Source organism: Collinsella sp. HCP28S3_E12 (assembly GCF_052065595.1).
GTDB lineage: Bacteria > Actinomycetota > Coriobacteriia > Coriobacteriales > Coriobacteriaceae > Collinsella.
Genome location: NZ_JBQHTS010000002.1, coordinates 157,598 through 177,461, shown reverse-complemented (window position 1 = coordinate 177,461; position 19,864 = coordinate 157,598). Strand labels below are relative to the sequence as shown.

16 protein-coding genes and 1 tRNA gene are annotated in these 19,864 nt (G+C 62.3%); 8 read left to right on the top strand and 9 right to left on the bottom strand.

Annotation, left to right across the window (positions count from 1 at the left end; genetic code table 11):
* Position 1 precedes the first annotated feature (1 nt).
* The 9 genes from mrdA to ACTNBY_RS01535 all read right to left on the bottom strand — a co-directional run bounded on the left by mrdA (position 2) and on the right by ACTNBY_RS01535 (position 11,047).
* The gene (gene mrdA / locus ACTNBY_RS01575) at positions 2–2,071 is read right to left on the bottom strand and encodes a penicillin-binding protein 2 (RefSeq protein WP_154516187.1); all 2,070 of its coding nucleotides are present in this window, start codon (positions 2,069–2,071) and stop codon (positions 2–4) included.
* A 13-nt stretch (positions 2,072–2,084) separates the two neighbouring features.
* Positions 2,085–2,651, bottom strand: coding sequence for a hypothetical protein (locus ACTNBY_RS01570; RefSeq protein ID WP_441063113.1), 567 nt, complete (start codon positions 2,649–2,651; stop codon positions 2,085–2,087).
* Positions 2,652–2,663: 12 nt separating this feature from the next.
* On the bottom strand, positions 2,664–3,605 hold the full coding sequence (mreC, locus tag ACTNBY_RS01565) for a rod shape-determining protein MreC (protein WP_441063112.1): 942 nt from the start codon (positions 3,603–3,605) through the stop codon (positions 2,664–2,666).
* 78 nt (positions 3,606–3,683) lie between these two features.
* Entirely contained in the window at positions 3,684–4,715 is a 1,032-nt protein-coding gene (locus tag ACTNBY_RS01560; RefSeq protein WP_006236061.1) for a rod shape-determining protein, read from the bottom strand.
* A gap of 127 nt (positions 4,716–4,842) precedes the next feature.
* The gene (locus ACTNBY_RS01555; RefSeq protein WP_427726917.1) at positions 4,843–6,147 is read right to left on the bottom strand and encodes a tetratricopeptide repeat protein; all 1,305 of its coding nucleotides are present in this window, start codon (positions 6,145–6,147) and stop codon (positions 4,843–4,845) included.
* Between the two features lie 12 nt (positions 6,148–6,159).
* Positions 6,160–6,702: a peptidylprolyl isomerase gene (locus tag ACTNBY_RS01550; protein WP_154516178.1), complete on the bottom strand. Its 543-nt coding sequence runs from the start codon at positions 6,700–6,702 to the stop codon at positions 6,160–6,162.
* A gap of 105 nt (positions 6,703–6,807) precedes the next feature.
* A complete protein-coding gene (locus ACTNBY_RS01545) occupies positions 6,808–7,962 on the bottom strand; it encodes a double zinc ribbon domain-containing protein (protein WP_441063111.1) in 1,155 nt (384 codons plus the stop codon).
* Positions 7,963–8,177: 215 nt separating this feature from the next.
* On the bottom strand, positions 8,178–10,895 hold the full coding sequence (locus tag ACTNBY_RS01540; protein WP_441063110.1) for an HAD-IC family P-type ATPase: 2,718 nt from the start codon (positions 10,893–10,895) through the stop codon (positions 8,178–8,180).
* Between the two features lie 75 nt (positions 10,896–10,970).
* A tRNA-Arg gene (locus ACTNBY_RS01535) sits at positions 10,971–11,047 on the bottom strand.
* Positions 11,048–11,250: 203 nt separating this feature from the next.
* Here ACTNBY_RS01535 and aroF point away from each other — a divergent pair.
* The 8 genes from aroF to aroQ all read left to right on the top strand — a co-directional run bounded on the left by aroF (position 11,251) and on the right by aroQ (position 19,838).
* Entirely contained in the window at positions 11,251–12,273 is a 1,023-nt protein-coding gene (aroF, locus tag ACTNBY_RS01530) for a 3-deoxy-7-phosphoheptulonate synthase (protein ID WP_427726922.1), read from the top strand.
* A 3-nt stretch (positions 12,274–12,276) separates the two neighbouring features.
* Complete coding sequence (locus ACTNBY_RS01525; protein WP_441063109.1) at positions 12,277–13,191, top strand: prephenate dehydrogenase; 915 nt, start codon at positions 12,277–12,279, stop codon at positions 13,189–13,191.
* Positions 13,192–13,227: 36 nt separating this feature from the next.
* On the top strand, positions 13,228–14,334 hold the full coding sequence (gene aroB / locus ACTNBY_RS01520; RefSeq protein ID WP_441063108.1) for a 3-dehydroquinate synthase: 1,107 nt from the start codon (positions 13,228–13,230) through the stop codon (positions 14,332–14,334).
* Entirely contained in the window at positions 14,328–15,647 is a 1,320-nt protein-coding gene (aroA, locus tag ACTNBY_RS01515) for a 3-phosphoshikimate 1-carboxyvinyltransferase (protein ID WP_441063107.1), read from the top strand. Before aroB ends, aroA begins: the two co-directional genes overlap by 7 nt.
* 1 nt (position 15,648) lies before the next feature.
* Complete coding sequence (gene aroC / locus ACTNBY_RS01510; RefSeq protein WP_441063106.1) at positions 15,649–16,746, top strand: chorismate synthase; 1,098 nt, start codon at positions 15,649–15,651, stop codon at positions 16,744–16,746.
* A 169-nt stretch (positions 16,747–16,915) separates the two neighbouring features.
* Positions 16,916–18,061: a prephenate dehydratase gene (pheA, locus tag ACTNBY_RS01505; protein WP_441063105.1), complete on the top strand. Its 1,146-nt coding sequence runs from the start codon at positions 16,916–16,918 to the stop codon at positions 18,059–18,061.
* The gene (locus ACTNBY_RS01500; RefSeq protein ID WP_441063104.1) at positions 18,062–19,300 is read left to right on the top strand and encodes a shikimate kinase; all 1,239 of its coding nucleotides are present in this window, start codon (positions 18,062–18,064) and stop codon (positions 19,298–19,300) included.
* A gap of 100 nt (positions 19,301–19,400) precedes the next feature.
* Positions 19,401–19,838, top strand: a complete 438-nt coding sequence (aroQ, locus tag ACTNBY_RS01495; RefSeq protein WP_441063103.1) for a type II 3-dehydroquinate dehydratase — start codon at positions 19,401–19,403, stop codon at positions 19,836–19,838.
* The last annotated feature ends 26 nt before the right edge of the window (positions 19,839–19,864 follow it).

Genomic DNA, 19,864 nt, shown 5'->3' with positions numbered 1-19,864 from the left:
CCTATCGAACCGAGGAATCGCCCGTGGCCGTCGACGTGTCGGGCTCGTCATAAATCGCACCGAGGACATCGCGCACAACGTGCAGCGCGGTATCGGAGCCGCCACCGCCCTGTTCCAAGACAGTGGCGATCACGTACTTGGGGTCATCGGCCGGCGCGTAGGCGCAAAACCACGCGTAATCGTCCTCGCCGCTCTTCTCGCCCGTGCCGGACTTGCCGTAGACCGTAGGGGTCAGGGAGTTAAAGTGCGCGGCGGTCGAAGTCGACGCCGAGTAAATCACATCGTGCATGCCGTTGCGGACCAGCGCAAGATCGGCATCGTTGTTAATTTGGGCCTCAAGGCGCTTCTTTTTGCCCTTGCCGTTGTACTTGTAGGCATCGCCGTCGCCATCACGCGAGACAGCAGACAAGAACACATGAGGCACATACTGTTTGCCGCCGTTGGCAATACCCATGTAGGCGCAGGCCATCTGCAGCGGTGTCACCAGAATGTCGCCCTGGCCGATGGCGATGTTGGTCATATCGCCGGCATTCCACTTGCGGTCCTCGGCCGAGGCGTCGGTAAAGTACGACTCTTTCCACTCGGCATCGGGAATGCGGCCCGCACCCTCACTCGGCAGGTCGATGCCGCAGGTCTTGCCCAGGCCCCAACGGCGAAAGACCTCTTGCAGGCCTTCGGGATGCTGGTCGTTGTAGAAAAAGGCCTTGCCCATATCGTAGAACACGGGGTCGCAGGAGTTGGCGATACCGGACTGCAGCGTCATCGTGCCGTGGCCGGAGTGCAGCCAGCAGTACTTTCCCCAGGATTTGCCCAAGCCGGTCCAATATCCCGTGCAGTTGGTCGTTTGACTCGAAGTGTACGTGCCAAATTCGAGGCCAGCCAACGCCGAGAGGGGTTTGATGGTCGAGGCGGACATGTACTGGCCGCTAATGGCGCGGTTGAGCAGCGGATGCGAGCCCTCGTCATCGTTAAGCTCGGTCCACACGTCATTGGAAACACCGCCGATAAAGACAGAAGGATCAAACTTGGGTTCGCTTGCCATGCCCAAGATCTCGCCATTGTTGGGGTCGAGGCACACCACGGCTCCGTTGCCGGCATTGCTATGGCCCGTAGTCTTGGCAAGCTCAATGGCATTCGCCAGAGCCGTCTCGCAGGCCTGTTGAATCTTAAGATCGAGCGTAAGCTTAATGTCAGAACCGGCCTTGGCGGGAACGGCGCCGGCTTGACCGGTAACGTTACCCGAGGCGTCAACTTTCACGGTCTGCTCACCGCGAATGCCCTGCAGCAGATTTTCGTAGTAAATCTCTACGCCCGCCTGACCCACAATATCGCCCGATTGATACGAGATCTGGCCAGCCGCGCTTTCGTTGCCGTCCGACGACTTCTTGTTCTGCGCCTCGAGCTGCTCGGAGGTAATGGTGCCGGTATAGCCCAAAATATGGCAGGCGGTCTCGCCATACGGGTACTGGCGCTCGGTGCGCTCGGCGATCTTCACGCCGGGAAACTCACCGGCGTGCTCCTGAATGTAGGCGACGGTAGAGCGGCGCACGTCAGTCGCGATCGTATGCAGGCTCTGCGCGCCCTCGGAATTGTCCTGGATGTTACGCAGCACCGCGACATACGGCATACCGAGCACGTTGGCAAGATGACGCACCAGCACCTTGTCGTCGGCAAGATCGCGATAGGCGACGACGGCGAGCGAGGGGCGGTTTTGCACCAGTGCGACGCCGTTGCGGTCCAAGATGCGGCCACGCACGGCCGGCGTGGTAACGGTACGGGTCTGATTGCTCTTGGCCTGCTTGTCGTAGTAGTCCGACGAGACCATCTGCATGCCCCACAGCTTAACGGCAAGCGCGGCAAACATGGCACCCACACCCGTGGTGAGGATGGAGAAGCGGCCCTTGAAGGCCGTGGCGGCCGTATTGCCCTCGCCCTCGGTGGCGCGCGGGGCCGTTCCGTGCTGTGTGTCGTAGGTAAAGCGGGAGTCGCCGCGGCGCATGATGACCAGCGCGACCACAATGGCCACGACCAGCGCGATACCGGCGACAACAACCGTCAACTGGGAAGACATCTTGAGGCCTCCCCTATTTGAGCTTACGGGTCTTGGGCTTAAAGCGCATGCCCGTCTGACGCCCACCGCGCGCGGAGAACCCATAGCCAGACTGCGGAGCGGCGCCGGACATCAAAAACGGAATGGCAATCAAGCCCGTCAGGATCGAGGACGGCAGAGCGTGCCCAAAGATGGCCACCACAAAGCTCGTCTCCAGACCCATAAACAGCAAGATGATGCTGTAGACCACGTTGATGGCAAGCGCAAAGGCGCCCACGGTAATGCCGCGCGCGCTCGGCGAGCCGCCCGTCTGACCAGCCGCGCTGTGCACCAAAGCAAAACTGCCCACGGTCAGCAGCAGCGACATAACGCCCACCGGCACGGCGGCGGAAAGGTCGTAAAACAGACCGCTGCAAAAGCCGCACACGACGGCACGCGCAGGGTCGCCCGAAAACACGCTCAGACACACCAAGATGATCATAAAGTTGACGCGACCGCCCGCGATGGAGATTTGCGGTGCCAGTCCCGCCTGCAGCAGCACGCAGACGATAGCGGCAATTGCAAAGGCGCGGGAGCCAGTCCCCTGTTCGTGTAGATCCATGGACATGCCTCCCTATTCGCTCGATCCAGAATCGGACGCTTCGGCCGTGTCGGAATCATCATCCGATTTCTCGTCCTTAGACTGAGTCGCGGCATCGCGCGACGTGCCCTGCGGGGCACTATTGGCCGAGCTCACGTCCTCGTCCGAAGCCGACTGCTCGTCGGTGAGCGAGGTAATGACGAGCACTTCCTCATTGTTCTCGGCCGTGGTCTGCGCACGTACCACAATGGTGTAGTACACGTCGTTAGCCGACTTCTCGACCGAAGACACGGTGCCGAGCGGCAGTCCCTTGGGGAACACGCCACCGATGCCCGAGGTCACGATGATATCGCCCACCTTAACATCGGAGTCGACGCTCACGTACTCAAGACGCAGCGTGCCATCGGGCTGGCCCTGTAGCATGCCTTGTGCGCGCGTGTCCTGCACCATGGCGGACACACCAGAGTTCTCGTCGCCAATCAGGCGCACGGTCGATGTCTTGGCCGAAACCTCGATAATCTGGCCGATGACGCCGGCCGAGCTCGTCACGGGCATGTTGATGGTAAGCCCGTCGGCAGAACCCTTATCGATGGTGACGGTCGACGTCCAGGCGTCACCCGAGGCTCCGACAATACGAGCCGCAGTGGACTTGAGGTTATAGGTCGACTGCAGGCCCACCAGACCCTCAAGGCGCTCAGCGGTCTTTTGGGCCTCGGAAAGCTCCGCGACCTTGGAAGTGAGGACCTCGTTTTGCTTCTTAAGGTCGTCGAGCGACTCCTGCGAAGCGGTGAGGTTGGAGAACACGTTGCCGATGGCATTGAATGGCGCCGCCACCGCCGAGCCAACAAAACGCACCGGAGAGGTGATTGTCGTGACGCCCGAACGCACGGCATGTATCGGCCCGGCCTCGCCCTCTCGAATGTAAAACGTGAGCAGCAACACAGAAATCAGGCTGAAAACAATCAACGGGCGCATACCCGTTGATTGTCGTTTGGTATTCAGATTTGAAGAGAAACCCGAAGATCGTGCCAAATGGAATCCACCTTTTGGAAATTAAGCATTGGTCTGGACGAAACCGCCATCAAACGCGTTGGCCTCGAGCACGCGGGCGCAACCGTTAACGACGTTGTCGAGCGCCGTGGGGCTCACGTTGACCGAAACGCCCGTCTCGTCGCGCAGGCGCACGTCGAGGCCGCGCAGCAGCGCTCCGCCGCCGGTCAGCAGAATGCCGTAGTACATAAGGTCCGAGGCAAGATCGGGCGGCGTGGCGTCGAGTGCGTCCTTGACGGCCTTGGCCATCTCGTCGAGCGGCTTATTGAGCGCACGACGAATCTCCTCGCTCTCGATGCGCACGGTTTTGGGCAGGCCCGTGATCACGTCGCGGCCATTGACCTCGACGTCGAGCTCGTCCTTGAGCGGCACGGCAGAGCCGACCTTAATCTTAATGTCCTCGGCCGTACGCTCGCCGATGGCCAAATTGTAGGCATCGCGAACATGCGTGAGGATAGCCTGATCGAACTCGTCGCCGGCAATGCGGATGGACTGCGACACGACGATACCGCCCATGGCGATAACGGCGACCTCGGTGGTGCCGCCGCCGATGTCAATGACCATGGAGCCGGTCGGCTCCTCGACAGGCAAGTCAGCACCGATAGCCGCGGCCATGGGCTCCTCGATCAGATAGGCCTGGCGGGCACCTGCCTGAATCGTAGCCTCGAACACGGCGCGCTTCTCGACCGACGTGACACCAGAGGGAACGCATACGACGACGCGTGGACGAGGGGTCCACGGATAGCGCTTCTCGGAAGCCTTATCGATAAAGTAGCGAAGCATGGCCTCGGTGACATCGAAGTCGGCGATGACGCCATCCTTAAGAGGACGCACGGCCACAATGTTGCCGGGCGTACGGCCAAGCATACGCTTGGCCTCGATACCGACTGCAAGAATGCGCTCATCGTTTTTGTCGATGGCGACGACGGAAGGCTCGCGAATGACGATGCCCTTGCCGCGAACAGAGACAAGCGTATTGGCGGTGCCGAGGTCGATGGCTAGATCGCCCGCATAGCTACCGAAGAACATGTCCATCAAAGAAAACAACGCAACTCCTGATGTGTTGGATGATTGCTGGAAAACTACTAGCCCATCATACTAGCGCAAGCCCGGCACCTCACTTGCGGTGAAGCACCGGGCAGCGCCAAATCTCATAAGGTCACTACTGGTTGTCAGCGGCCGAGAAATCGATGTCGAGCGAAGATACCGCCCAGCCGATATGGTTATCGGAGCGCACGAATTTGACGGTATATTCCTGCTCGCCGCCCTTGGACAGGGAAGCCTTCACCTTCGCGGTGGTCTCGGTCATGGACTGATCCATGCCCTCGATGGAGACGGTGGCGCCCTGCGGGATCGAGGAGATAATCATCGCCTTGGCGTCCTCGGACAGGCTGGAGGCCAGGCAGGACTCGGCCTTGGCGGTATCACCGTCGCCGGCAGCCTGGAACAGATCGGTGATGACGGACTCCTGCGAGGGGATACCCATGCCGCGCGTGTAGGCAAAGCCCAAACCGCCCGCGGCAAGAACAATCAGCAGAAGCAAAACCAGGAAGACCTTGAGGCCCGTATGGCGATGGCGACGACGGACCTTGGCCTGCTTGCGGTCCTGACGATCCTGCTGGACCATCTCGGACTCGGACAGCGTAAAGAAGCCCGTGTCGGACGGATCGGGCATAAACTGGCCAGTGGCACCCGTGGGATCGAGCGAATCGACAGCAGTCGTATCCATGGCGGGCGCCGGGGCCGTGGCCATGGCGGTCTGGGCCGAAAGCGCGGCAAGTGAATCGTGCACGCGGGCAAGCTCATCGGCCTGCTCGGGTGTGAGCTGATAGATGCCGTCGGCGGTGGCGGCATTAAAGGCATCGAGCGCCTCGGAAGGACGACCCGCGGCAGAAAGCGCCTCGCCCATACCCGCGTTAAGCGCACGCGTGTCATCGCGCGGACCGGCAAAGTCGATGGCCGTGCGATAGGTCTCCACGGCGTCCGCCGGTCGGCCAAGCTTGATGAAGCAGCGGCCGAGTTCGCCAAGGGCGGCCGCGGGGGCTGGATTGGCGCCATCGATGGCGGCCTGGCGGAAGGCAGTGCCTGCATTGGCGAAATCGCCCGACTGGAACAGCGCGTTGCCAAGACCCAGATAGGCCTTAAACGGCGTGGCATAGGAAGCATCCTGCGTTGCGGCGGAGAACGCCTGGGCTGCGGTCACATAGTCACCCACGGCAGCGAGCGCCTTGCCACGGTTGGTGAGCAGCGCGCCGCGCTTTCCATAGGTGCCGTCGTTGAGGGCAGCCGCGTACGCCTCGGCAGCCTCGGCATACATACCCAGGTGCATCAGAGCGTTGCCACGCAGATGGTCGGCCTCGCCCATGATCTCGCTGGGGGTCTTTGCCGCACCGAGCATCTGAGCGGCTGCAGAAAAGTCGCCCGCACGATAAGCGGCTCGACCCTGTTGAATCAGCTGGCTATTCAAGGAAGTCCCCTTTTACTCGTGAACGATCTCGACATGGACGATCTCGTCGCCGGCACGCAGCTGCGAAATCACGTCGAGGCCCTCGACCGTGGTGCCAAAGACGGTGTAACCGGAATCCAGATTGTGCTGGGCGCCCAGGCAGAAGTAGAACTGGGAGCCCGCGGAATCGGGATCCATGGAACGTGCCATGGCAAGCGCACCGTCCACATGGCTGTTGCGCGGGTTGGTGGCAAACTCTCCCTTGATGCAGTAGCCGGGGCCACCGGTGCCGGGCATACCGTCGGGGCCCTCAAGGCCGGCGGCGACGTCAGCGCCGGACATATCGCGGGTATTGGGGTCGCCGCCCTGGATCACAAAGCCGGGCACATAGCGGTGAAACTTAAGGCCGTCATAAAAGCCCATGGTGGAAAGCTCGCAGAAGTTCGCCACATGGATGGGAGCGCCCTCGCCGTCAAATTTGACCTTGATCGTACCCTTCGACGTCTCGATGATCGCACACTCATCACCAGCGAGCTGGTACTCGGGCGTATAAAGCTCTTTCTTAAAACCAAACATGTGGTTCCTTCCTCGTGCGTTTAAAGCATATTTGTACGAATTGTAGCAATAAGCACAGGCTTCCATCAATTGCGCACGCAGGTTATGCCGTCGGAGGGCAGCAAATTACGAACGCGGCTGCGGCTTCCAGGCGCTCACATTGGCATCGTACTGGTTAAGGGCGCTGTTGCCGCCCTGTGCGATGGGCGCCAAGATTTCACTCTGGCGTGCGCTCAGCGACTCGCCATCGGGAATGGACAGCGAGATATCCCAGCTCTGGCAGATCATGTCGACGCGCTCGTACATCCACTCGGCAAGCTGCTTGAGGTGCTCGATATCCTCCGCGTAGACGGTATCATCTTGCACCTTAAGGTTGTTGAGCTCGCCTTGGGTATTTTTGATCTGGTCGCGCAGGGCATAAGCGCTCTGCGACAGCTCCTGACGCGTGGAGAGCGGCGTGCGTAGGTACCCGCTGTTAAACGAGTCGACAACCTCGCCGATCTGATCATCGTCGCCATACGACACGATGGTCTGATACAGACCGTCGAGCTTGGTATAGAGCTGGTCGTCGGAAAGGACGGTCTCCTCCTGGACCACCTCGGCGGTATCGTCGGACTTGGCCTCTTCCTCGGTAGCCTCGCCCTTCTGGCGCGAGGGGAACGTCGTCTTGGCGGCCTGGCCAAACTGGTCGTAAAAGCCCGGCATAACGCCCATGGGGTCCGACGTCACAAACCAATAGGCACTGCCGCACACGGCAGCGAGCAACACGATGACGATGAGCGGCTTGGGAATACGGCGCTTGTGCTTGTGGTAGGCATCCTCGTCCGGATGCACCTTGCGCTTGGGTTTTTGATTTTTGGACTGAGCGTCGTCACGAAGGGACACCGGCAGCGGGATATCGACCTTGGGAATGCCAAAATCCTTGTCGAAAGCCGGCAGCACGCAGGTCTCATTGGGATCGGCGGCATCGGAAAGTACCGCGGCGGCAGAGGCCGGCGCATGGGGCACCTCGGTATCGATCTGCTCCTGCGTCAGGCGGGGAAAACCAGCCGTGCGCCCAGCAGCCAGGTCGGATGCGGCCGCATCCTCGGATAGAATGCCCGGGGCAGGGCGCCCGCACTTGGAACAGGTACGGTCATGAGGCGACAGACGGGCACCGCAGCCTTCGCAGAACACAAACTCGGTGTGCTCGGGGCCATCGCCCGGGCCAACATAGGCATTGCAATAGGGGCAGAACGAGGAGCCGTCCTCTATGGTCTTGAGACAATGCGGGCAAATCACGGCATCCTCTTTTCGGAATCATTCGAACCATCGAGGTTAGAGCATAACATCGCTACGCCCCTAAAGGTACAGGGCACCAATTCAACATCGCAGGGTAGCTAATTTGGGACGGGGCTTTTTTAGCTGCCCTGGCCGCCAATCGGCCAAATAGATCGCGTCATCAGCCGGGCAGCTAAAAAAGCCCCGTCCCAAATTAGCTACCCTGTGAGGTGCGGTTACTTTTTCTTTTTGCTCGGCATCGAGACCTTAATGCCCTGGGCGGACTTGGTCACACGCGAGCGCTTGACGCCCGCGCCCTTCTTTTTCTTGGGCTGGGTCTTTTCCACGCCCTCGAGCGCGCGGGCTTCGGCCTCGCGAGCGGTGCGACCTTCGCGGCGCTGCGCCATGTCGGCGGCGACGCGCTTGGCAAAACGCTCGGCCGTCGAGCCCGTCGAACTCACCTTGCCGCCACCGCGGCCCAAGCGAACGCGCACGCCGCGGCCAAAGCCAGTGGCGGCATGGCGGCGACGCGGCTTAAGTGAATCCATCATCGTGGCGAGTTTAAAGAACACGCTGCAAGTAAAGACCACAATCACCAGAAGGATAATTGCCTCGCCCATCGACAAGTTGGCGATAGACAGCAGCTCGGGGAATCCAATAACGCCCACCAAGATGCCGACGACGACAAATACAAAGAGCATCACGCGCAAGGGTGTGAGCGGCTGCGAGATACGCCAGATCAGGCTCACGCTTGCTGCGCACGACGTGAGAAGGCACATCGTCGACAGCGTGAGCTGGCTAAAGCCAAACACGCGCGCCACAAAGATATCGAGCGCCGCGGCCAAAATGACTGCAACCGATGCCGGCAACGCGCGCTTGAGCACGTTGGTCAAGAACGACCCCTTCACGCGGGCATTGTTGGGCTCAAGGCCCAGCACAAAGCCCGGCGCGCCGATGCAGAAGAAGTTAATGAGCGTCATCTGGATAGGCTCAAAGGGATACGGCGGCAGCGCGATGCACAGCGCCGCCAGGCCCATCGAAAACAGCGTCTTGGTCAGGAACAGCGACGCCGAACGCTGCAGGTTGTTGATGGAGCGACGGCCCTCGGCCACCACGGCGGGCATCGAGGCAAAGTCGTTATCGACCAGCACGATCTCGGCCACGTTGCGTGCGGCGTCGGAACCGGCGGCCATGGCCACGGAGCAGTCCGCCTCCTTGAGTGCCAGCACATCGTTGACGCCGTCGCCCGTCATGGCAACGGTATGGCCACGACGCTTGAGCGCCTGCACGAGCTCGCGCTTCTGCTGCGGTGTCACGCGGCCAAAGACGTGATAGCGGTCCACCGCCGCATCAATCTTGGACGGCGTATCGAGCGTCGTGGCGTCCACATAAGCGTCCGCCCCCGGCACGCCCACCACGCGTGCAATCGACGACACCGTACGCGGGTCGTCGCCACTGATCACGTTAAGGGTCACGCCCTGCTCGTTAAAGTAGCCGATGGTCTCGGCGGCCGAAGTGCGAATCTCATCGCGAATGGTCACAAAGCCCAGGGGCTCGGCCTCGCCCACCATATCGCCATCGGGCGTAAAGCCGTCCACACGGGCCACCACAAGTACGCGGCAGGTGTCGGCAAGCTCGGCCACACGATTTTCGACCTGCGCAAAGATACGCTCCGAAAGCACAAATTGCGCCGCGCCCATCACATAGGAGCCCTGCGCAAACGAGGCGCCGCTCCACTTTTTGGAGGACGAAAACGGAATGACCGACAGCGGCTCGGACACCTCGACCGGGCGGTCGGCGTAGTAGTTGAGCAGCGCCTGGCAGGTCTCATTGGCATCAGCCGAGGTCGCGCGCGCGACATTGGCAAGCGCAAAATCGAGCACAGCAGTATCGACGGTGACAGGTGCCTCGTCCGGGCCCAAGCCCACGCCCTCAACGGGCAACGGATAGGTGCCCTCGACCTCCATGCGACCCGACGTGATGGTGCCCGTCTTGTCCAGGCACAGCACGTCGACGCGCGCGAGCGTCTCGATGCAATAGAGCTGCTGCGCGAGTACCTTGCGGCGCGCCAGGCGCACCGTGGCAATCGCGAGCACCGACGAGGTCAGCAGCACCAGGCCCTGCGGAATCATGCCCAAAAGAGCGCCCACCGTGGACAGCAGCGCCGACGAAGGCACGCGACCGGCCAGCAGCTCGGAAAAGCACCACGAAAGCGCGCTATCGCCCGGGGTACCGGCGGCGTCCCACAACCCGCTTACACTCGAGGCGAACAGAGCCAGACCAAGCGGAATCATAATGACGCTCGCAAAGCGCACGATGGCGTTGAGCGCGTTCATGATCTCGGAATTGACCTTTTTGACGTACTTGGCCTCGTTGTTGATCTTGGCCACATAGTTATCCGCACCAACATGGACCACGCGAGCACGCAACAGGCCCGAGTCTATAAAGCTGCCGCTCATGAGCTCGGAGCCAGGCTGCTTTTTGATGAGGTCGCTCTCGCCCGTCAGCAGACTTTCGTTAACGAGCGCCTCGCCCGATACCACCACGGCGTCGGCAGGTATCTGGTCCCCGCGCCCCAGACGAATGATGTCGTCGAGCACGATCTGGTCCAAGTCGAGCTCCACCTCGGCACCATCGCGCACCGCGATGGCCTTCTTAGAGGTCAGCAGTGTGAGCTTGTCGACCATCTTCTTTGATCGCATGGACTGGATAACACCGATGGCGGTATTGAGGAACACCACGAACAGGAACGTCAGGTTCTTAAACGATCCGGTCATAATGACCAAAATCGCTAAAATCACGTTGATCAGATTGAACAGCGTGCAGAGATTTTCGATGATAAGCTCACGAACCGATTTGGTCTTGAGCTCCATGTTGCGATTGATCTTGCCGGCGGCAATGCGCTCCTCGACCTCGGCGGTCGAAAGTCCGCGCTCGATATCTGTAGCTGCCATACCACGTCCCATCACGTCGCATCGGTATAAGAAAACCGCCCGGACCATACGAGGTTCGGACGGCCTTACGTTCGATGGTGCCCCATGTTGGATTCGAACCAACGGCCTTCTGCTCCGGAGGCAGACGCTCTAATCCCCTGAGCTAATAGGGCCAACGGTTGGCATTATACCCAAGTGCGCCACGAGCTAACAACATAATAGAAAAAGCTCTGCAATTACGTGGGAGACGAAGCGCAACGGCTCACTTTAGAACGCAAAAGTGAAATAATTAGTATAAACTCTCATGCACCATATGATACGGCTCGCACTGCGGGCCGTTTTTGCAAGGGTTATCCATCGAGGTGAGAGGCACACCATGATTGCAATTTTAAAGCGGAGCGCAAGCGATGAGGCCATCGGCCACATCGTCAGCTGGATTGAGAAGAAGGGTCTCAAAACCGACGTGTCGCGCGGCGAGAACGAGACCATCATCGGCCTGGTGGGCGATACGACCAAGATCGACCCGTTCCTGCTCGAGTCCATGGACGTCGTCGAGCGTGTGCAGCGCGTCTCCGAGCCGTTCAAGCGTGCCAACCGCAAGTTCCACCCCGAGGACTCCGTCATCGACTGCGGCCACGGCATCAAGATCGGCGGCGATCAGTTCCAGGTCATCGCCGGACCCTGCTCCGTCGAGGGCGAAAACCTCATTCGCATCGCACGCCGCGTAAAGGCCGCCGGCGCCACGATGCTGCGAGGCGGTGCCTACAAGCCCCGCACCTCCCCTTACGCCTACCAGGGCATGGGCCCCGCCGGCCTGGACCTGCTATGCGAGGCATCGGCCGAGCTCGACATGCCGATCGTCACCGAGATCATGGACCCGCGCGACGTGCAGGTCTTCTTGGATAAGAAGATTGACGTCATGCAGATTGGCGCCCGCAACGCGCAGAACTTCCCCCTGCTCAAGGAGGTCGGCAAGACCAAGACCCCGGTCCTGCTCAAGCGCGGCATGTCCGGCACCGTCGACGAGCTGCTCATGGCTGCCGAGTACATCATGAGCGAGGGCAACGACAACGTCATCCTGTGCGAGCGCGGCATTCGCACCTTCGAGACCCGCACCCGTAACACCTTCGACCTCAACGCCGTGCCGGTGCTGCACCACCTGTCGCACCTGCCCGTCGTGGCCGACCCCAGCCACGCCACCGGCTACACCCGCTACGTTGAACCCATGGCGCTCGCCGCGACCGCCTGCGGCGCCAACGGTCTGGAGATCGAGGTCCACGACGAGCCCAGCCGCGCGTGGTCCGACGGCGCCCAGGCCCTCACCCCCGACCAGTTCGACGACACCATGCGCCGCATCCGCGCCATCCGCGAGGTCGTCTGCCAAGAGACCATGGAGTAGCCCATGGGTACGGTAAGAAACGCACGCGTTAACCAGGGCGGCCCCAAATGCGCCGGCGTTGTGGGCCTGGGTCTGATCGGCGGCAGCTTTGCCCGCGGCTATGCGCAGGCGGGCGTCCGCGTGCTGGCCTGGGACCCCGACGATGACGTCATGACGGCCGCCAGCATGGGCACCGTCGCCGGCGAGCTCAACGACGAGACGCTCGGCGAGTGCGACATCATCGTACTGGCCTGTTACCCCGAGGCCTGCATCGAGTGGCTCGAGGCGCACGCCCAAGCACTCGCCGATGCCACCGATACCGAGGCCATCATGGGGCCCGTGGTGATTGACACCGTGGGCGTGAAGGGCATCGTGTGCGAGCGTGCCTTCGAACTCGCCCGCGAGTACGGGTTTTACTTTGTGGGCGCGCACCCCATGGCGGGCACCCAGTACTCGGGCTACGCTCACTCCCGTGCCGACCTGTTCCAGGGCGCGCCACTCGTGCTCGTGCCGCCCGCGGTGGACGATGCGCTCAAGCTTGAGCTTTTAGGCCAGGTGCGCGAAATGGTGCGCCCCTTAGGGTTTGGCAAGTTCAGCGTGACCACCGCCGCCGAACACGACCGCGTGATCGCCTTTACGAGCCAGCTCGCGCACGTCGTCTCAAACGCCTACGTCAAAAGCCCGACTGCCCAGGTTCACCACGGTTTTTCGGCCGGTAGCTACCGCGACCTTACCCGCGTGGCGCACCTCAACCCCCAGATGTGGTCGGAGCTCATGATTGACGACGCCGACGCACTTGCCTTCGAGATCGACCATCTGATCGACTCGCTTAGCGCCTACAGCCGCGCGCTCAAGGACCGCGACCAGCGTTATCTTGAGAATCTCCTTGCCGAGGGCGACCGCATCAAGCGCGCGCTCGACGACGAGGCCGCCCACTAGACCACCTATCACGCCAGGTCGAAAGGACCAAAGCTTATGGCGATTACCATCGATATCGACACCGCACGCCCCTACCAGGTGCACGTCGGCACGTTTTTGCTGGAGCAGGCGGGCCCGCTCGTCCGCGCCACCGCCGGCGGATCGCGCGCCGTCATTGTGACAGACACCAACGTGGGCCCGCTCTACCAAATGCCCGTTAAGCAGAGCCTGGAGGCTGCGGGCTATACGGTGAGTGTCTGCACCTTCGAGGCCGGCGAGGCCCACAAGCGCGCCGAGACCTACATTGCCATCCTGGAGTTTGTGGCCGAGCACGAGCTTTCGCGCTCCGACGTGATCGTGGCGCTCGGCGGCGGCGTCGTGGGCGACGTGGCTGGCTTTGTGGCCGCCACCTACATGCGCGGCTGTAAATTTGTGCAGATCCCCACGAGCCTGCTCGCTATGGTTGATTCTTCGGTGGGCGGCAAGACGGCCATCGACCTAGCAGCCGGCAAAAACCTGGCCGGCGCCTTTTGGCAGCCGAGTGTGGTTATCGCCGACGTGGGGTGTCTCGCCACCCTCACGCCCGAGCAGTTTGCCGACGGCTGCGGAGAGGTCGTCAAACACGCCGTGATCGCCGACCCCGAGCTTTTCACCGAGTTGGAGAAGACCCCGCTCACACTGGAGCTCCTCAACCGGGACGTGGCCCGTGTGGCGCTCATCATCGCCCGCAATATCGACATTAAGCGCGCCGTGGTTGTCGCCGATGAGCGCGAGACCAACCAGCGCAAGCTGCTCAACTTTGGACACAGCGCCGGACACGCTGTCGAGGCCTGCGAGCACTTTGAGCTGGGACACGGCAACTGCGTGTCAATCGGCATGGGTATCATCACGCGCGCCGCAGCGCTTCATGGCATTTGCGACGCCGAGCTGCCCGGCCGCATCGAGGAGCTCTGCGCCCGCCACGGCCTTAAGACCCGCTGCTCGCTTTCCGCCGACGCCATCTTTGCCGAGGCGCTGCACGACAAAAAACGCGCCGGTGACACCATCGACCTGGTAATTCCGCACGACATTGGCCGCTGCAGCATCGACCGCACGCCGCTTTCCACCTTCCATGATTTAATTGCCGAGGGCCTCGGCCAGAAGGGAGACGCCTCCGCATGCTAGCCCGCATCACTCCGTCCCCACTCAAGGGCACCGTCCCCGCCATCGCGTCCAAGTCGATGGCGCACCGCCTGATCATCTGCGCCGCCCTTGCCAACGGAGAGACGCATGTGACCTGCAACACCACCTGCGCCGATATCGAGGCCACGGTGCGCTGCCTCACGGCGCTCGGCGCCCGCATCGAGACCGTCGAGGATGGCTTCCAAGTCCATCCCACTATGAAGAGTATTGAGTTCGGCCTGCTCAAAGCACTTGCCGGCGGCACGCTCGACTGCGGCGAGAGCGGCTCCACGCTCCGCTTTATGCTGCCCGTCGCCTGCGCGCTGGGGGCAGAGGCAACCTTTGTGGGCCAGGGCCGTCTGGGCGCCCGCCCGCTCTCCCCGCTCTCGGACGAGATCATCGCCGCCGGCTGCGACCTGCAGGGTCTGGGCGGCTTTCCGCTCAAGACAAGTGGCCGCATGCGCCCGGGTACTTTTATCCTGCCGGGCAATGTGAGCTCGCAGTACATCTCCGGTCTACTGTTGGCAGCCCCGCTGCTGGCCCAGCCCTCCTGTGTGCAGGTGACCGGCCTTATCGAGAGTCGCCCCTATATCAACCTGACGATCCAGGCCATGAAGGCCTTCGGCGTCGAGGTCAACGTCGAGCGCATCCCCGCCAAGAATGGCAAGCCCGAGGTCACAAACTTCCGCGTAAGCAGCGGCTCGTACCGCACGCCCGGCAGCGTGGCTGTCGAGGGCGACTGGTCCAACGCCGCCTTTTGGCTGTGCGCCGGCGCCATCGGCTCCGACCCCATCACCGTGGAGGGCGTGTCGCTCAGCTCGGCCCAGGGCGACCGTAACGTGCTCGCCGCGCTTTCGCGCTTTGGTGCCCGCATCGTGCGCTCCACCAACGCCGCCACCGTGCAGTCCGACAAGCTCGCCGGCTTTGAGATGAGTGCCCACGACATTCCCGACCTGGTACCCGTTATCTCGGCCGTGGCCTCGCTGGCGCAGGGCCGCACGTTCATCCGCGATTGTGCCCGCCTACGCATCAAGGAATCTGACCGCCTGGTCACCACCACCCGCGAGCTCACCGCACTGGGCGCGCAGGTGCGCATTGCCGGCGACGACCTCATCATCAAGGGTGTCGATGCCTTTATCGGCGGCGAGGTCGATTCGCACAACGACCATCGTATCGCCATGATGGCCGCTATCGCCGCGAGCCGTGCTACCGGCGAAGTTGTGATCCACGGCGCCGAGGCTGTCAACAAGTCCTATCCCGATTTCTTTGACCACTACCGCCTGCTGGGCGGCAAGGTCACGCTCGAGGAGGAGTAGCATGTCCTCGACCTTTGGCAACGTTTTGCACTTAAGCATCTTCGGCCAGTCGCACTCCCCCGCCATCGGCTGCTCGCTCGATGGCATTCCGGCAGGTATTGCCGTTGACCAGGAGGCGTTGCAGGCCTTTTTGGACCGTCGCGCCCCCGGTCGCGACGAGACCGCGACCAAGCGCCGCGAGGCCGACGCCGCGCACATCATTGCCGGTGTGGTCGATGGGCACACCACCGGCGCGCCCATAGCCGCGATTATCGAGAACACCAACACGCGCTCCAAGGACTATTCCGAGCTGCGCCGCAAGCCCCGCCCCGGGCACGCAGACTTTCCGGCGCGCGTGAAGTACCACAATATGCACGATGTCGCCGGCGGCGGGCATTTCTCCGGCCGCCTGACGGCACCCTTGTGCATCGCCGGCGGCATTGCGCTGCAGGCGCTCGAGGCCCGCGGCATCAAGGTGATGGCGCACGTCGCGCAGATCGGCGGCATCTCCGACCTGCCCATGGACGACATGGTCTATCGCGAGGCCGACCGCAAGGCGATCCTTACGAACGACCTGCCCTGCATTGACGCTGCTGCTGCCGGCCGTATGCGCGAGGAAATACTCGCCGCGCGCAATGAACTCGATAGCATCGGCGGCATCGTGGAGTGCGGCATCTATGGGCTCCCCGCGGGTATCGGTGACCCCATGTTCGATGGCATCGAGAACCGCATCGCGCAAATCGCGTTTGGCATTCCCGCCGTAAAGGGCGTGGAGTTTGGCATGGGCTTTGCCGTGGCCGCCATGCGCGGCAGCGAGAACAACGACCCGTATCGCGTTGATGCCGAGACCGGCGAGATTGCGGTCGAGTCCAACAACGCCGGCGGCATCCTGGGCGGCATCTCCACCGGCGCACCCGTCATGTGGCGGATGGCCGTAAAGCCGACGCCCTCCATCGGTCGCGAGCAGCAGACCGTGGACATGGACGCCATGGAAAATGCGGAGCTCTCGGTCCACGGCCGCCACGACCCCTGCATCGTCCCGCGCGCCGTCCCCGTAGCCGAAGCAGCCGCAGCGCTCGCCATCTGGGACGCCCTCCTCGAGGACGCAGCCCAACGCTAGCCCGCCCACCCCGAGGGTAGCTAATTTGGGACGGGGCTTTTTTAGCTACCCCCATATGCCAGTGAGTATTTGCCCCGGCACCCATCGATTCGCCACCAGTCAAAGGGTAGCTAAAAAAGCCCCGTCCCAAATTAACTACCCTAGCCAACGATTCACGAAAGGGGTCTCCATGGACCTTGCCGATATTCGCCAGGCCATCGATGGCATCGACACCGCCTTGCTCAACAGCTTTGTCGAGCGCATGGACATTGCCACCGAGGTCGCCAAATCAAAGATCGAGATGGGCAAGGCCGTCTTTGACCCCGCCCGCGAGCGCTCCAAACTCAACAACCTCGCCAGCCGCGCACCCGAGCGCTACGAGGCCCAGACCATCACCCTGTTCCGCCTCCTCATGAGCATGAGCAAGGCCGAGCAGCAGCGCTACATCAACGAGCTCAAGGGCATCACCGTGTCGCAAAAGGCCCATGCCACGGCAGCAGCATTTGACACGCCCTTCCCTCAAACGGCCTCCGTCGCCTGCCAGGGCGTCGAGGGCGCCTACAGCCAAATCGCCGCATGCAAGCTCTTCGACGTACCCAACATCGCGTTCTTCGAGACCTTTGAGGGCGTTATGCGCGCCGTGCACGACGGCTTCTGCGAGTTTGGCGTACTGCCCATCGAAAACTCCACCGCCGGCTCGGTCAACGCCGTCTACGATCTTCTCGCCCAGTTCGACTTCCACATCGTGCGCTCGCTGCGGCTCAAGATCGATCACAACCTGCTCGTCAAGCCCGGCACCAAGCTCGCCGACGTGCGCGAGGTCTACAGCCATGGCCAGGCCATCGCCCAGTGCGCCGGCTTTATCGAAGCCCACAGCTTGCACGCCACCAAGTACCCCAACACTGCTATGTCAGCCGAGATGGTCGCCAACTCCGGTCGCACCGACGTCGCCGCCATCGCCTCGCGCAGCTGCGCCGCGCTCTACGGTCTGGAGGTGCTGGAGCCCAACATCCAGGACTCGGACAATAACTACACGCGCTTTGTTGTCATCTGCCGTGAGCCGCGCGTCTACCCCGGCGCCAACCGTACCTCGCTCATGATCACCACGGCCAACGAACCGGGCGCCCTCTACCGCGTACTCGAGCGCTTCTACGCGCTCAACATCAACCTCATCAAGCTTGAGAGCCGCCCCATCCCCGGGCACGACTTTGAGTTTATGTTCTACTTTGACCTGGACTGCCCCTTTGGCAGCAAGGCCCTCGACGACCTGCTCGATTCCATCGATGACGTGTGCGAAAGCTTCACTTACTTTGGCAGCTACACGGAGGTGCTCTAGATGACCGATACCGCTGCAACCCGTCCCTACGGCGTGCTGGGCCGCGTGCTGGGGCACAGCTACACCCCGACCATCTACAAGGAGCTCGCGGGGCTGGAATACGTGCGCTTTGAGCGCGAGCCCGAGGAGATTGAAGCCTTTATGACGGGCGACGAGTGGGAGGGCACCAACGTTACCATCCCCTACAAGCGCGCCGTCATGGAATACCTGGACGAGCTGAGTCCGCTGGCCAAGCGCATGGGTAACGTCAACACCATCACACACCTGCCCGACGGCCGCCTGCGCGGCGACAACACGGACTACTTTGGTTTTCAGTGCCTGGTCGAGGAGTTGGGCGTAGAGGTTGCCGGCAAGAAGGTCCTCGTGCTCGGTGCCACCGGCGGTGCCGGCACCACGGCCAGCATGGTGCTCGGCGACCTGGGCGCGGTCGTTGTACCTGTCGGCCGCACGAGCGAGGTCAACTACGATAACATCGCACAGCAGTCCGACGCGGCGCTGCTCGTCAACTGCACGCCCGCCGGCATGTTCCCTCACTGCCCCGACGCGCCTTGCACGCTCGAAGGGCTCGATGCGCTCGAGGGCGTCATCGACATTGTCTACAATCCCGCCCGCACGGGCCTGATGCTCGAGGCCGAGCGCCGCGGCATCCCCTGCATCGGCGGCCTGCTGATGCTCGTGGCCCAAGCGGCACAGGCCGTTGAGCGCTACACCGGCCAAGTCACCCCGCGCGAGCGCATCCTGGACGTAACGGAGCGCTTGTCTCGCCGCGAGCAGAACATCGCGCTCATCGGCATGCCGGGCTCGGGCAAGACCCGCGTGGGCGAGCAGATTGCCCAGCTCACGGGCCGCGAGCACATCGACTTGGACCGCGCGCTCGAGGAGCGCCTGGGCATGCCCTGTGCCGACTTTATCGTCGAGCGCGGCGAGGCGGCCTTCCGCGAGCAGGAGACGGCGGCGCTGGCCGACATCTCCAAGCGCAGCGGCCTGGTGCTCTCAACCGGCGGCGGCGTGGTCACGCGCGACGAGAACTACCCGCTGCTGCACCAAAACAGCCAGATTGTAATGCTCAACCGCAAGCTCGACGAACTCGCCCACAAGGGCCGCCCCATCACTGCGCGCGACGGCATCGACAAGCTGGCCGAGCAGCGCATGCCGCGTTACCGCGCCTGGGCCGACTACATCATCGACTCACGCGACTGCGCCGCCAACACCGCACGCGCCCTCCTCGACACCCTCTAAAACCTGCCAAAAAGGGACAGGTTTATTTTGGCAGGTTTTATCTGGGCAAACGTCGCAGACAGCAAGCCCTGCCAACAACCAGACCACAAAGGAAGCAACCATGAAAGCACTCGTCATCAACGGCCCCAACCTCAACATGCTCGGCATTCGCGAGCCGGGCATCTACGGCAGCGACAACTACGACCGCCTGGTCCAGATCTGCCAGGAGGCGGGCGCTGCACAAGGTTTTGACGAGGTCGAGGTCTTCCAGTCGAACCACGAGGGTAGCATCGTCGACAAGATCCAGGAGGCCTACGGCAAGGTCGACGGCATCGTCATCAACCCAGCCGCCTACACACATACGAGCGTGGCGATTCTCGACGCCCTCAAAGCCGTCGCCATCCCCGCCGTTGAGGTCCACATTAGCGCCGTCGAGACGCGCGAGGACTTCCGCCAGGTAAGCTACGCCCGCCTGGCTTGCTTTGCCACCATCACCGGCGAGGGCCTGCAGGGGTATGCCCACGCGCTGGAGCTGCTGAGGGAGCGTCTGCTAGACTAATCTTAGGGACTAATGAGCCAGCATCG

What these genes read in the sequence shown, in the direction of transcription:
- mrdA (WP_154516187.1), bottom strand. Translation starts at nt 2,071, where the DNA reads ATGTCTTCCCAGTTGACGGTTGTTGTCGCCGGTATCGCGCTGGTCGTG.
- ACTNBY_RS01570 (WP_441063113.1), bottom strand. Translation starts at nt 2,651, where the DNA reads ATGGATCTACACGAACAGGGGACTGGCTCCCGCGCCTTTGCAATTGCC.
- mreC (WP_441063112.1), bottom strand. Translation starts at nt 3,605, where the DNA reads ATGCGCCCGTTGATTGTTTTCAGCCTGATTTCTGTGTTGCTGCTCACG.
- ACTNBY_RS01560 (WP_006236061.1), bottom strand. Translation starts at nt 4,715, where the DNA reads ATGGACATGTTCTTCGGTAGCTATGCGGGCGATCTAGCCATCGACCTC.
- ACTNBY_RS01550 (WP_154516178.1), bottom strand. Translation starts at nt 6,702, where the DNA reads ATGTTTGGTTTTAAGAAAGAGCTTTATACGCCCGAGTACCAGCTCGCT.
- ACTNBY_RS01540 (WP_441063110.1), bottom strand. Translation starts at nt 10,895, where the DNA reads ATGGCAGCTACAGATATCGAGCGCGGACTTTCGACCGCCGAGGTCGAG.
- aroF (WP_427726922.1), top strand. Translation starts at nt 11,251, where the DNA reads ATGATTGCAATTTTAAAGCGGAGCGCAAGCGATGAGGCCATCGGCCAC.
- ACTNBY_RS01525 (WP_441063109.1), top strand. Translation starts at nt 12,277, where the DNA reads ATGGGTACGGTAAGAAACGCACGCGTTAACCAGGGCGGCCCCAAATGC.
- aroB (WP_441063108.1), top strand. Translation starts at nt 13,228, where the DNA reads ATGGCGATTACCATCGATATCGACACCGCACGCCCCTACCAGGTGCAC.
- aroA (WP_441063107.1), top strand. Translation starts at nt 14,328, where the DNA reads ATGCTAGCCCGCATCACTCCGTCCCCACTCAAGGGCACCGTCCCCGCC.
- aroC (WP_441063106.1), top strand. Translation starts at nt 15,649, where the DNA reads ATGTCCTCGACCTTTGGCAACGTTTTGCACTTAAGCATCTTCGGCCAG.
- pheA (WP_441063105.1), top strand. Translation starts at nt 16,916, where the DNA reads ATGGACCTTGCCGATATTCGCCAGGCCATCGATGGCATCGACACCGCC.
- ACTNBY_RS01500 (WP_441063104.1), top strand. Translation starts at nt 18,062, where the DNA reads ATGACCGATACCGCTGCAACCCGTCCCTACGGCGTGCTGGGCCGCGTG.
- aroQ (WP_441063103.1), top strand. Translation starts at nt 19,401, where the DNA reads ATGAAAGCACTCGTCATCAACGGCCCCAACCTCAACATGCTCGGCATT.